At 65.0% G+C, this 12,083-nt stretch carries 14 protein-coding genes and 1 pseudogene; 6 read left to right on the forward strand and 9 right to left on the reverse strand.

Annotated elements, in window-relative coordinates:
• Positions 1 to 200 (reverse strand): helix-turn-helix domain-containing protein (locus DP939_RS49605; RefSeq protein WP_199565813.1); only part of this gene is annotated, 200 nt, incomplete at its 3' end.
• Between the two features lie 197 nt (positions 201 to 397).
• Here DP939_RS49605 and DP939_RS49610 point away from each other — a divergent pair.
• Together DP939_RS49610 and DP939_RS45855 are read left to right on the forward strand one after the other, a co-directional pair.
• A pseudogene (locus DP939_RS49610) lies at positions 398 to 1,436 on the forward strand (IS630 family transposase).
• 361 nt (positions 1,437 to 1,797) lie between these two features.
• Positions 1,798 to 3,345: a CBS domain-containing protein gene (locus DP939_RS45855; RefSeq protein ID WP_147268425.1), complete on the forward strand. Its 1,548-nt coding sequence runs from the start codon at positions 1,798 to 1,800 to the stop codon at positions 3,343 to 3,345.
• 386 nt (positions 3,346 to 3,731) lie between these two features.
• Here DP939_RS45855 and DP939_RS44730 read toward each other — a convergent pair whose 3' ends face one another.
• The 4 genes from DP939_RS44730 to DP939_RS45860 all read right to left on the reverse strand — a co-directional run bounded on the left by DP939_RS44730 (position 3,732) and on the right by DP939_RS45860 (position 6,265).
• A complete protein-coding gene (locus tag DP939_RS44730) occupies positions 3,732 to 4,616 on the reverse strand; it encodes a phosphotransferase family protein (protein WP_158579018.1) in 885 nt (294 codons plus the stop codon).
• Position 4,617: 1 nt separating this feature from the next.
• On the reverse strand, positions 4,618 to 5,061 hold the full coding sequence (locus DP939_RS44735; RefSeq protein ID WP_113986915.1) for a glycine-rich domain-containing protein: 444 nt from the start codon (positions 5,059 to 5,061) through the stop codon (positions 4,618 to 4,620).
• A gap of 48 nt (positions 5,062 to 5,109) precedes the next feature.
• Positions 5,110 to 5,343: a hypothetical protein gene (locus DP939_RS44740; RefSeq protein WP_113986916.1), complete on the reverse strand. Its 234-nt coding sequence runs from the start codon at positions 5,341 to 5,343 to the stop codon at positions 5,110 to 5,112.
• A 361-nt stretch (positions 5,344 to 5,704) separates the two neighbouring features.
• Positions 5,705 to 6,265 (reverse strand): hypothetical protein, encoded by a 561-nt coding sequence (locus DP939_RS45860; RefSeq protein WP_147268426.1) that lies wholly within the window; start codon positions 6,263 to 6,265, stop codon positions 5,705 to 5,707.
• 290 nt (positions 6,266 to 6,555) lie between these two features.
• On the opposite strand from DP939_RS45860, the gene DP939_RS44745 reads away from it, so the two are divergent.
• Both DP939_RS44745 and DP939_RS44750 read left to right on the forward strand, forming a co-directional pair.
• Complete coding sequence (locus DP939_RS44745; RefSeq protein ID WP_225878950.1) at positions 6,556 to 7,611, forward strand: helix-turn-helix domain-containing protein; 1,056 nt, start codon at positions 6,556 to 6,558, stop codon at positions 7,609 to 7,611.
• Between the two features lie 10 nt (positions 7,612 to 7,621).
• Complete coding sequence (locus DP939_RS44750) at positions 7,622 to 8,197, forward strand: HD domain-containing protein (protein WP_225878948.1); 576 nt, start codon at positions 7,622 to 7,624, stop codon at positions 8,195 to 8,197.
• A 398-nt stretch (positions 8,198 to 8,595) separates the two neighbouring features.
• Here the strand turns inward: DP939_RS44750 and DP939_RS44755 are convergent, their stop codons facing one another.
• From DP939_RS44755 to DP939_RS45865, 4 genes are all read right to left on the reverse strand, one after another.
• Positions 8,596 to 8,850 (reverse strand): hypothetical protein, encoded by a 255-nt coding sequence (locus tag DP939_RS44755; protein ID WP_113986918.1) that lies wholly within the window; start codon positions 8,848 to 8,850, stop codon positions 8,596 to 8,598.
• Positions 8,851 to 9,192, reverse strand: a complete 342-nt coding sequence (locus tag DP939_RS44760) for a DUF6247 family protein (protein ID WP_147268427.1) — start codon at positions 9,190 to 9,192, stop codon at positions 8,851 to 8,853.
• Between the two features lie 81 nt (positions 9,193 to 9,273).
• Positions 9,274 to 9,594, reverse strand: coding sequence for a hypothetical protein (locus tag DP939_RS44765; protein ID WP_147268428.1), 321 nt, complete (start codon positions 9,592 to 9,594; stop codon positions 9,274 to 9,276).
• Entirely contained in the window at positions 9,591 to 9,782 is a 192-nt protein-coding gene (locus tag DP939_RS45865) for a hypothetical protein (RefSeq protein WP_147268429.1), read from the reverse strand. Before DP939_RS45865 ends, DP939_RS44765 begins: the two co-directional genes overlap by 4 nt.
• 430 nt (positions 9,783 to 10,212) lie before the next feature.
• On the opposite strand from DP939_RS45865, the gene DP939_RS46660 reads away from it, so the two are divergent.
• Both DP939_RS46660 and DP939_RS44770 read left to right on the forward strand, forming a co-directional pair.
• Positions 10,213 to 10,353, forward strand: a complete 141-nt coding sequence (locus DP939_RS46660; RefSeq protein WP_158579019.1) for a hypothetical protein — start codon at positions 10,213 to 10,215, stop codon at positions 10,351 to 10,353.
• A 1,606-nt stretch (positions 10,354 to 11,959) separates the two neighbouring features.
• Positions 11,960 to 12,083: DUF4277 domain-containing protein (locus DP939_RS44770; protein WP_225878402.1), on the forward strand; the 124-nt coding region annotated here is incomplete at its 3' end.

The raw sequence follows: 12,083 nt of genomic DNA on the forward strand, positions 1-12,083 counted from the left end.
GAACGCCACTTGCGCACGGTATGCACCGACACCCCGAGGTCGCGCGACACCTGCGCGTTAGTGGCGCCCGGCTGCGCGCACGCCAGTACGATCCGTGCTCTGATCGCCAGTCTCGACGGGTCGGCGGCCACGGCCATCAGCCGGGCGCGTTCGGCATCGGTCAGCCGGATCTCCACTGCGGATGGACCTGGAGTCGACACACAACGAGCATACATATTTATGCGACGAATTTCTGGCGCATGACACTAGTGGGGCGTCCATGAACGTTCACCGGGTCCGGAGGAGGTGAGCCGATGATTGGCCAGGCTCGATGCACACATGTTGTGCCATCGAGGCTGAGGTGCGTGAAGCACAGCCGGTCAGGGCACGGCGATAGACCGAGGACGAAGGCCGCCGGTTGCAGCAGATCGTGCGGCGAGGCAAGCACGGATCGATCCGGATGCGCCGGGCGGTGATCACCATGGCGTCGGCGTCCGGTACTCCTGCCCCGGCGGTCGCGCGATTGGTCGCCGCGATGAAGACACCGTGCACGATGTGATCCGCGCCTTCAACGAGCGGGGCTGGCCGTGCCGGCCCTCGGCGGGCGGGAGGCCGTCCCCGCCTGACCAGTGATGATGACATCGCGTTCATCGTCGCGACGGCCACCACCCGCCTGGCCCGCTGGGACTTCCCTTCACCCCAGTGGAGCCTGCGCAAACTCGCCGACCACCTGGCCCGCCACAGCGACCGGCCGATCAACATCGGGCACGAGCACCTGCGCCGGCTGCTGCACCGCAACGGCGTCACCTTCCAGCGCACCCGCACCTGGAAGACCTCCAACGACCTGGATTTCGACGCCAAACTCGACCGGATCGAGGAGGCCACCGCCCGCTTCCCGAACCGCTGCTTCGCCTTCGACCAGTTCGGGCCGTTGTCGATCGGGCTCTGCCCAGGCGCCGGATAGGCACGGCGTGGCCTGCCCGCACGGCTGTCGGCGACCTATAGGCGCACCCACGGCGTGCGCTATTTCCACAGCTGCTACTCCCTGGGCGATGACGCCCTGTGGGGCCTCACCCGGCGCAGCAAGAGCGGCGTCAAGACCTGGGCCGCGTTGAAGTCGATCCGCGCCGCCCGCCTGGACGGTGCTCCGGTCTACATCGTCTTGGACAACCTGTTGGCCAACAAGACACCGGCGATCCGCACCTGGGCCACCACACAAAAGGTCGAACTGTGTTTCAGTCCGACCTACGCCTCCTTGGCCAATCCGATCGAGCCGCAGTTCGGGGCCGTTGCGCACCTTCGTGATCGCCGGCTCCGACCATCCCAACCATGTCGTCCTGGCTGGCAGATTGCAGGCCTACCTGTGGTGGCGCAACGCCAACGCCCGCCATCCCGACGTGCTGGCCGCCCAACGCTGCGAACGAGCCCGTATCCGCAGCGAACGTCACCGCCGCTGAGGGCGACCCCGCCGACAGGCTGCGTGATCAGATTTGTGGTCACCCCACTATATGCGGTCGTTGTGGCAGTAGGCCGGGCAGGACCGAGGCGTAGGCGGTCACCATAGTGCCGGAGTGGCCTGAGCGTGGTCGGCTGGAACGGACACGAATCGGTGGGCGCTGCTCCTGGTCAGCGGCATAGAGCGTGTCGTGAGGTGCCAGGGTGTCCCATGTTATGCCCGGATGTTCGGGGTCCGGCGGGACATCTGGCCCCCGTGGGAAGCGCAACCTTCACAAATCGGGATGTTTCAGCGTTCCTCTTGGCCCAACGAGCCACATCTGGAAGATTCTGCAGATCAGGCGTATGGAATGGGGTAGATGTATGTACGACAACGTTCGGCGCACTGGCGAGCCACGAGCGTGGATGATTCGTGGTGGTCGTGAGGGACAACGTGAGGCGCGGGCGCTTGAGGAAGGTCTCGTCATCGTCGGCTGGCAAGAGGTGGGAGACCTACGCCGGTATCCGATGCGGGACCAGCTCTCGGAAGCCCTCCGAAGTGCATACCCGACGGCTGCAGGCAATGTCATAGCCAATTGGACGGGGCAGCTGTGGAGGTTCGCCGCGGAGATCCGCGCAGGAGATCTCGTGGTCATGCCGCTGAGGACGCGGCCCGGCCGCTTCGCCATCGGAAAGATCACCGGCCCGTACGAATATCGGTCTCATGAGTCCGAAGACTTCCGGCAGGTACGTGCGGTCGACTGGCTCCGCCGGGAGGTTCCGCGAACGGCGATCAGGCCTGATTTGCTGGCAAGTCTGGGTTCTCTGCTAACCGTTTGCGGGCTGACACGCAATGATGCCGCACATCGTGTTGCTCAGGTTGCCGAAGTCGGCACTGATCCAGGCATAGAAGGAGAAGAAGTCGTTACTAGTTCGGACGAGCTCCTCGAAGATGCTGTATCGCGCGATCTCGCCCACCCGCGTAGATTGACGATTCGTACGCTGCTCGAGCACTGGGGTGAGCGGCGCCGGACCAGCGCAGTGATCGCGACTATCAAGGCGGATCTGGCCACCAAGGGACTGACGACCCGCCCTCCCTTCACAGAAGGTTCCGTTGGAGACGAGATCGCGTTAGTTCCACTAGGCACGGAGCCGGGCTCTGGTGCGGAAAGTGACGAGGATGCCGCTAACACTGAGGATGTATCCGCACCGGAACATATGACGTTGCGCTTGGGTAGCCTGCCCGCGCAGTTGGTCTCGGTTCCAAGCACAGTGACGCTGAAATACGCCAAGACCTTGATGGTGCAATATCAGTTTTCACAGATCGCTGTGATTGACGAGGATGGGACCTATCATGGTGCAGTGAGCTGGGAATCGATTGGGCGGGCTCACATCGCGTCGAGCGACCCATCCTTACGGGACGTTATCACTCCGGCCCTGGTCGTCGATCACGATGCAATTTTGCTCGATCAGATCAGGGCAATTTATGACAAAGGCTTCGTTTTCGTACGGGACGCCGACCGAGTGCGCGTGACGGGGATCCTTACGGCTGCCGACCTTACAGGCCAATTCGGAGAGCTCGCACGCCCCTTCGTGTTGATCGAGGAAGCCGAGAACAGGCTCCGGCGTGCCGCCGATGAAGTGTTCAGCGTGGCTGATCTCCGAGAAGCCGTACAGGACCGCAGAAGAAACAGAGTGCACCGCGCCGCCGATCTAACCTTCGGTGACTATGGCTTTCTTTTGAAAGACCCCCAACGTTGGTCGGCTTTGGAATGGAATCTTGACCATGATCTTTTCCTGAGGCGCCTGGAGGATGTCCGCAAGATTCGTAACGAGCTCATGCACTTCACTCCCGACCCGCTGTCTGACGAGCACTACCGGATAGTCGATGGGTTGCTCAATCTTCTTCGCACTGTTGATCCAAGGCCATGAAACGAATCTCGGGCGTACCACGCGCTGAAGTGTCTTGCTGAGCTTCGTAGATCAGGAGGGTAGAGATCCGCCTACAGCCGGGGACGGTTGCTCGGTGGTTGCTCGCATGTTAGCGGTATGGCACGGCAGGCATAGTCACAGCCGGACATTCCGGCGGGTGTCATAGTGGCTGAAATCGCAGAGTGCGACATGTGCTGGCATCACGCGGTAGTGATCAAGGGCGCTTTTAATCTGTAGGTTCAGGGTTCGAGCCCCTGGCGCCCCACCACCCACACCCCATCTGACCAGTGCTTCCTCCCCCAGAGGAGCGCTCGCGGTGAGCGGTTCGTCTCGTGTGGTCGCTCACTGGTCGTTCGCGGGTCCGGCGGGGCTCGTGCATGGGGCGGTCAGGCGAGCCGGTACCTCAACCATGCCTTTCCGGCCGCCGCGGCCCGGCCCCGGAAATCCCGCACCTCCTCAGGGCCGTGCATGGCCTTGTAGAGACGGAACAATGTCCACAGCGCCACCAGCCCGGTCACGCCGTCGCCGGGAGCCGATCGCCACGCGGGCAGGTCCATCAGCAGTTCCTCGACGCGTTCGGGCGTGTGCCCGGCCTCGATGAGCCGCGGAGCGAACATCACCGGCTCGACCCACCCCGCCCCCTGACAGGCGAACCCCCAGTCCAGAACGAACACTTGGTCGCCCACCGCCTTGAGGTTCCCGGCGTGCAGGTCGTAGTGCAGCAGGGTCGCGCCTTCCAGCTCGGCGACATCCCACTTGTCGAGCGCCGCAACGTACAGCGCCTGCTCGGCCAGAGTCCCACGGTCGAGCAGGTGACGGCCCTTCGCCAGCAAAGCCGAGACGTTCCCGGAAACCGGCGGCGCGTCGTCGCCGGGGTACGGCGTGAGGTACGACCCGAGTTCGGCCACCAGGCCGAGCACTGCCGAAACATCGGGCGACCCTGGCGACAGGTCCACCGCCCGCCCGTCGATGAACGTGTGCAGCATGGCAATCCACCCGAGCTCGGTACTCGACCAGCGCAGGCGCGGAGTGGGAACCGCAGCGGGAAGGACGCGACCCGCCCACAGTTCCCGCTCGTACAGCTTCGCCGCCGGATGATCGGCGGGGCACGCCTTGAGGAACACGCTGCCGCCATCCCCGAGGTGCAGCCGAGCGGCCACCCCGGGCATGAGCCCGGCCGTCGCCGTCTCGGCCTTCACTACCGGCCCGGCGTGGTCCTGCACCGCATCGCGGACGGCCTGGGGAAGGTCCTCCCACTGGAATCGGGTCACGTCAGTTCCTCGGATCGTCGACGCAGCCCTGGTAACACTGGCTGCACTCACTGGACGGAATCCACAACTCGGCATCGACCGGCAGGCCGACCGCGCGCATCGCCTCGACGGCGGCCCCGACTCTCGTGACGCCGCTATCCGGCTCGCCGGGGTGATGGTGGATGAAGCGTCCCGCGTAGCGCTGGCAGAACTCGCCGTACTCGCGGGTGAACAGCAGGAACGCGTGCCAGCCCTTGTCCACCTCGGGGGAGGGGGACAGGCCGGCGTGCGGGTGGATCGAGCAGGCGATCAGGAACGCGAGCGCCTGTTCCATGACGCGCGTCGCGCGTTCGGCGGGCATCTCGTACTCATCGGCGATGCGCGCGACGAGCCGGGCGAACAGGTCCGCTCGGATCGTGCTCCGGGGGGAAGCGATGTACTCAGGCCCGGTGGCCAGGGTGGTCATGTCGGCTCCATGCTGATCGGTAACTACGGCGGTGTGGTGCTTTGTGGTTCAGGCCGCGCCCATTCGGCTGAGGATGCCGAGCTGATCGGTAAGCGCGGCCACCAGTTCCAGCGGTCCGGGCCGGGCGAACTGGTGCAGGACTCCGGCGGTCTTCTGGGCGGGGGTGGGCGGGGTGTGCTTGGTGGCCCACCAGCAGCGGTTGCGTACGAGGATGCGCCAGCCGGGGAAGGTGGTCTCGATCGCCGCGAGGTGGGCGCCTTCCCACAGGCTCAGGCGGTCCACTGCACGCCTCTGAGTGGAGTGCGCGGGCGGGCTGTGGGGCGCCCGCCCGCGCAGGCACGGGGGCTACCGGCTCACCGTGCGGCGCGGCATGGCCCTGGGTGATGGGAAGGGGGCCGCCGCGCAGACTGTGGGGTGGCGCGGGCGAGGAGATCACCTCGGACCCGCCCGCGCCCGGCGGGCCCGCGCCGTCCCGCCGTACGGCACGACAGCGCGCCAGGCTCCCTCGCCGCGCCGCCGTGTTCGATCAAGGAAGCGTGGCCGGAGCTGGAGCCCCTGGTCCCGGCCCGGCCGCGCCTATGGGTACACCCGGTCGTGTGGTGCTGCGGGGTCCGCGCCACGCTCCTGCGCCAGTTCGTGGGCGTCATCGGTTATGGCCCGCCTTCGCCAGAGGGAGACGCAGGCAGGCGGGCCGTCTGAGATCCGGCTGCCCGCGCCCAGGGGCCACCGACCGCCCGGTGCCGTACGGCAGGGCAGTGTCCGAACCGCGCTGCCGCGCCGAGTCGTCAAGGTCATAGGAGGCGGCCCTGTCCCAGGCGTCGCCGCGAACGAGGCAGGAGACCCTTTCCGTTCGGTAGGCGGTCACAAGGGTCGCGCCGTAGTCGTAGATCCCGCCGTACGCAGGCACCCAGGCATGCCGCACCCGGCCGCGCCCACAGGGATAGGTGTCCAGAGCACGCAGCATCTCCTGTCGCGCGTGACCGTATCGGCTGTCCGTCACGCCGCTCGCCCCGCTCGCACCGGCTTCGACGTCCCAGACGAACAGGTGCCCGCGCTCATAGGCGGGCTCGCTTTTCGGTGCTGTTGCCGGGGTGGCGATGCCGTCACAGGGGTAATCATCGGCGCGCGTCGCATTCAGTCCATTTCGGGTGAATTCCGGTGACCCGCTTACCGCTGGGTCTGGCGGCGGCGTATTCTCTTCCATCGGGTCGCACCTCCTACGTGCGATCAAGGCCCCGTGCCGGTGTGTCCTCACCGTGTGCGGGGCCGATTCATTGATGTCGGCCCCGCAAATCGCGGTTCCACCTTCAGGGGGGAAGTAAAGTCAGGTACCGCTAGTGACAGTAGGAGCAGCGTCGATACTTCGGAACCGACCCGGAGTACGAGTGTCAGCAGGAGGCGATCATCTTGGCCTCGTTTCATGGCGCAGGAACCTTGACCACGGGTCGGGGTATCGCTGACAGGGGTCGAGAAGGCCGCATCTCGGGCTACGTTTTGAAGATCCTTCGTGAGTCGATTGGGATGACTCAGGAACAAATGGCCGAGACGCTGAGGGTTGACCAGACAACAGTACAAAGCTGGGAATCCGGGCGAAGGCCACTTATGGCTATCGCCACTGGCAATTACCTACGGCTCAGATCACTCATGCTGCGCTCCGGCGTGGACTCGCTCATGCTGTTCCACTTGGACCTCGCCGTGGAAGCAGACCGGTTCGTCGCCTATATCCTTAATAGCGATCCGGGAAAAGTGGACGATACGGATCATCCGCTCTCCTCATGGGTGATGACAGGCCCGTTCACGGAACTGCTCGCATGGCCGTTCACGACGATCCCGCCGGTGGGGCTGCAGGCGGCGACGGCGCGTATCAGTCGCAGAGGTCCGGTGGCGGGAGCGCCGCTTCTGCACGGAGATGAGAAGGCCCACTTCTTCCGTCATCTCAGGCAGGTGGCCGAGAGCGCCGACCCCGAAGGCGAGGGTGGGATGCTCCTCCGGAGGCAAGCGCACTACATCGCCAGCTTCGACAGTGGCGGGGAGATCGCCGAGTGGCTGATCTCCACCCAGCGGGCGGAGGAACGGCGACTCGATCGATCCAGCATGTGGACGCCGTCATGGGCGGTGGCCCGTTCAGGCGCTCACAGCTTGGCGCGGCTCGGCGACCATGACGCCCTGCCGCGCTTCGTCGAGACCCGGTTCGCGGAGGAGCAGTGCGAAGTCGCCAACCTGAACTACTGGGCGTACTGGATCGGGGAGATCGGCGAGTCACAGTGGAGCGACACCTTCATGATCACGATGGACCCGGACTCCTGGGGAGGAGCCCGCCTCGCACGACACCTGATCGACCGGTTAAGCGCACAGAACCCCTATATCGACGTCATCGTCCACACTCTGTGGGCGCTGATCTCAAAACGGCCCACTGCCTTGGCTCCTCCAGCCGCGGATGACCTCACCGCCGCCGTCTGCCGGGTCCTCGATGAGGGAACGGTCTCACCGGGATCGAAGCGGAAACTGGATTCGGTCCTTTACGCTGTGCGAATGATCCGGCGACAGTGAGGGGCGTGCGGTGAAAGACGATATGAGTGCCATCGCCGATCTGATGTTCGAGATCGGGCTGCTCAAGCGATACAAGCGCACCGGATGGCTCGTGGCGGGCGTACGAGACCCGGAAAGCATTGCCGAGCATTCGTTCCGGACGGCGGTAATCGCGAGCGTCATTGCCGCGATGGAGGGGGCAGACCCTGAGCGTGCGGCCTTCCTGTGCCTCTTTCACGACTCACAGGAGACCCGGATCATGGACATTCCTTACGTCAGCAAGCGTTACCTGACCTGCCCTCCCAACGAAGAGGTGACGGCCGACCAGACCCGGCACCTCCCCGAAGTGGTGGCCCGAATGCTGAGCAAGGCGGTTGGGGAGTACGAGGAAAAGACCTCCCTTGAGGCCCAGTGCGGCCGGGACGCCGACAAGCTGGAGTGCCTGATACAAGCGGTGGAGTACCGCGACCAGGGCCATGGGCACATGCAGCCGTGGATCGACAGCTCTTTGTCGGCACTGAACACCGCGTCAGCAAAGAGACTTGCCGACTCGATCCTCAAGACAGGCAGCTTGGACTGGATGCACACGGTGATCGCCGGCGAGTAACGCCGGCCGTATCGAAACGGCCCCGGTCCTTTTGGGGACCGGTGCCTACGCTTGCCCCCATGGCCGTCCCAACGGGCCGCTACCCCCTGCGGAACATCCACCCCGCAGCCAGGATGCCAGCCGCCACTGACGCGTTCATGCTCACGGTGGACCCTCGTCCTGGCAGGATGCACGGCAAGGCGGCACCGTACAGGTACAGGCGAGACGGGATCGGCTTCGCAGGCGCGGGAGACTGCAGCCTGCGGCCCGGCGCGCTGTCGCCGCTACCGCACCCTCCATCCTGGCGATCCGATGTGGCGCGAGGACGCCACCGCCCCCGGGGGCGAAGGTGTCCATCGGCCCTCTGAACGACGCAGGCCTGGCGCTATGCGAACCCTGACACCAGAAGATAGCCGCCGTCAGTCGGCCCATCTCACGTTGACAATGGCAACTCGCCGCTTTCCTTCGAGAGTGAGGAAGACAGCGAAGCCTTGCTTGTGATCACCACAGAGGAGGGCACGCATGGCCCCGTCCGGATTCGCCTCGTTGTACGGCGGAAACCCCCACGGGTTGAGTTCCAACGTCGTCCAAACCTCCATGAACGGCGCGAGCGCCGACCCAGGAAGCGCCTCAACCTGTTCGGCGACGTCGGGATTCAGTTCGACCCGGTACACCTAGCCGACGGTATCGATCCTGGCGCGCAGGCGTGCCCGGAACTCCTCATCCAGCGGTATCGTCCCCAGGTCCTCGCCACGGGCCGCGCGCTCCTGGAGCTGAGCCGCCGCTGTCATCACACGGTCATGCTCGCCGTGAGCGCGTAGGACAGCGAGGGGCCACCATTGGTCGATGAACGCAATGGCCGGCGCGAGGTCGAGTTCTTCGGTAGCTCGGGCCATCGCGGCACGGTATCCCTGGTCAAAGGTGTCCAGTTCCTCGGGCGCGAGCGCGGCCCGGATCGCCTTGGGTGTGCGGTCCGGCACCGCGGCCGGGCCCGGCCCATGCGGTTGAGCGCTCATGTAGCCACCGTAGCGCCTCCATTGGAAGCCCGGGCAGGTCCCGTCAGCCGACGACGGTTCAGCGGCAGCCACTGGGGCACCTCAGACCGTCTGATCGTCCGGGACGGTGCATACAGGACAGTCGGCGGTGACCATCGTGCGGGCCGCCTCGTCCACCTTGGTGACGGTGCCCGCCCCTAGGCAGTACCGGCAGGAGATCGCGGCGGCGACGATGGGATCGTGCCAGACCTTGTGCTCCCACGCGGCCGGCCATGGCGGAGGAGGCTTGCTCGCGGCCTCCGCCGGCTCATATTCGCCGCCGACCCATCCCCGGCCGCAGCAGAACGGGCACACGATGAAATGCGCCCCTATCCGCTGCCCTTTCCTGCCTTCGCACTCAGGGCAGGTGATCGGGTCCGTCATCTGCGTCCCGTCCCGTCGCAGGTCGTACACGGCACCCACTTTTTGTGCTTGGCTTGGGTGCCGTTCAGCTCGATCCACTCGCCGCCCGCTCCGAGGCAGACCTTGCAGATCGGCTTCTCCTCGTCCTGGGCCATGCGCTCACCGTACGCGCGGTGACCAGGCTGGGCCAGCGCGCCACCGATTTCCACGTTGGTCAACCCTCAAGCCAGAGCGAGCGATGTGCCCTCTCGGAGGGAAGGGCCTGCCTCGATGGCTAGAAGACGGCCCAGGGGTGTGCGCTTACCGTCAGGCACAGGGCACTTTCGCCTGGTGAATGAGGAAGGCTTGGCGGCCAAGAAGTATGTGAAGGGACACTATCGGCGGCGCCCGGGCGGAGGACGCACGTGGGTCTCACCTCACACTAAGCGAGGGCGGACCACGCTCGCTGGCGGCAGTGCACTGTTGGTCATCGGGGCGGTGGTGGTACTGGTTGCGCTTGCTAACAAGGGCGGTGAGTCACCGCCAAACCCGCCCTCGCCACCGCCGCCTCCCACCTCGGTAAGTCCAACCCCCTAGCCCGGGTCAGGCTGCTCACCGACCGGAGCGGCAGGCGAAGCACGACCGCTGCTTGAGGAGGGGGTGGACGTTGTGGTTGTGCAGGAGCTCCTAGGCCACGTCACGCCGGCGTTCACCCAGGCGACGTATCAGCATGTCCGTCCGCGGCTCAAGCGCGAGGCGGCCGACAAGATCGGGACGGCGTTGTGGCCGAATGACAGTTGAGCTGACAGGGCACACCGTGCGCTCACGTGTACTCGCATGCACTAGCCAACAAGGCGTTTTGCACTCATACGCGATCACGCGCATTCGACTGCATACCGCATCCTAAAACTCCTAATCCGTGGGTCGTGGGACCACCCCCGCGGGTGCGGGGAGCATGATCGATGCGACGATGCCGGAATCGACGAGACCGGACCACCCCCGCGCGTGCGGGGAGCATCTCGCCTGGACATCATGTGGGCTGCGATCCACCGGACCACCCCCGCGCGTGCGGGGAGCATACTTGCTGACCTGCGGGATTTCCTGGCGCTGACGGCGGTTTCATTTAGTTGGAAAACGATCAAACCACTGACTGGCCTCCGACTGTCGCGGTTCGGCGAGGATGATCTTGTCCTCGGCTGGAGGGATGCGACTGGAAACACAGGAACGATATCTCGCGAGGGCGCACGGGCGGGTGGCTTGCCGGATTCGGTGAAGGTTCGTGGTCATCAAAGCCGTGTGAGGGTGGGTGCTTATATGGCTTGGTCGTGGTCGGTGGGTGTGCTGGGTTGAGGTGGGTGTGCTGGTGGCGATAGCGCCGGGCGGAGCCCGGCCTTGGGAAAACAGGCCGAGCGTCAGCGAGGGCGATTGTGCGCGTTAGCGCGTGCTGGGTGCGCTTGTCTGTCGGGGCAGAGGGGGGAGCCCAGGAGGCGGGATGATGTCTCGCTGGGCGGTGTTGTGGGAACGCTCAAATCGGCCAAGTGCAGGCCGGGCAAGCCTGGCTTGGGAAAAGGCCGAGCGTCAGCGAGGGCGGTTGTGTGCGTTAGCGCGTGCTGAGGTGGTGTACGGAGTGCGCTGACTGCCGAAGGCCAGGGGAGCGCCCGGAGGGTGGGATGATGTCCCGCTGAATGGTGTTAGTGGGAATGCTCAAATCGGACATTATGCAGGTTGGCAAGCCTGGCGCTGGAAAAACCGGCCGAGCATTGGCGAAGGTGATTGCGCGTATTAGCGCGCATTGAGGAGACGCGCGGTGGCGCGCTCGATCGACTCGAATGTGTGGCTGTCGCCGCTCGCCGGCGGGCACTGGCCAGGTGGTCGGGACTCCTGCGTAATCCCATCCCTTCGATGCCGGAATCGTGTGTTGAAGGCAACGATCTGACAGGCGGAGGCGCATAGTCGCTGTTGATGGCCTGCTCACCCGACGAATTCTTAGCCATCTTCGGAGTGTCGTGACAGCCGGTTAAGTGTGAGAATCGTCGGTGGCTACGTTTTTGTCGTGCTACCTTTACGATTCGTGGTCTTAGCAGGTCACTGCGCCTTTTTGCTTTACGTATTCGTCGGAGTTGAGGTCGGTGTGTCATCACCTCTTGTCTGTGGCGAAAATATCCCTCATCATTCCCCGGGTAAGGCAGAAATACCCTACTATGTAAGGGAGTTTCGCCTATGAGGCGCTTTTCGGTAATCGCGGCGGTCGCACTGGCAGTGGCGACCGTGGCGTCCGGAGTGGCTAGCCCCGTTTTCCGCACGTGAGGCTTTTTGAAGATCGCCGGGTTGCCGTGGTGATCGTCGTCGCGATATCACCTGGCTGGTGAGACAGCGTGCGCAGTGGGGCCAGGCCAGTGTCGAGAAGATGCTCGGAGCGTTACCGGTCATCGCCGGGTTCTGCTCGCGGTTACGGATCCGGGAGCTGGTGGATGCGGCCTGCCCGGTGCGGGACACGGCGGAGTTGACGCATGGACAGGTGATCGAGGCGC

The sequence above is a fragment of the Spongiactinospora rosea genome (assembly GCF_003315795.1).
GTDB lineage: Bacteria > Actinomycetota > Actinomycetes > Streptosporangiales > Streptosporangiaceae > Spongiactinospora > Spongiactinospora rosea.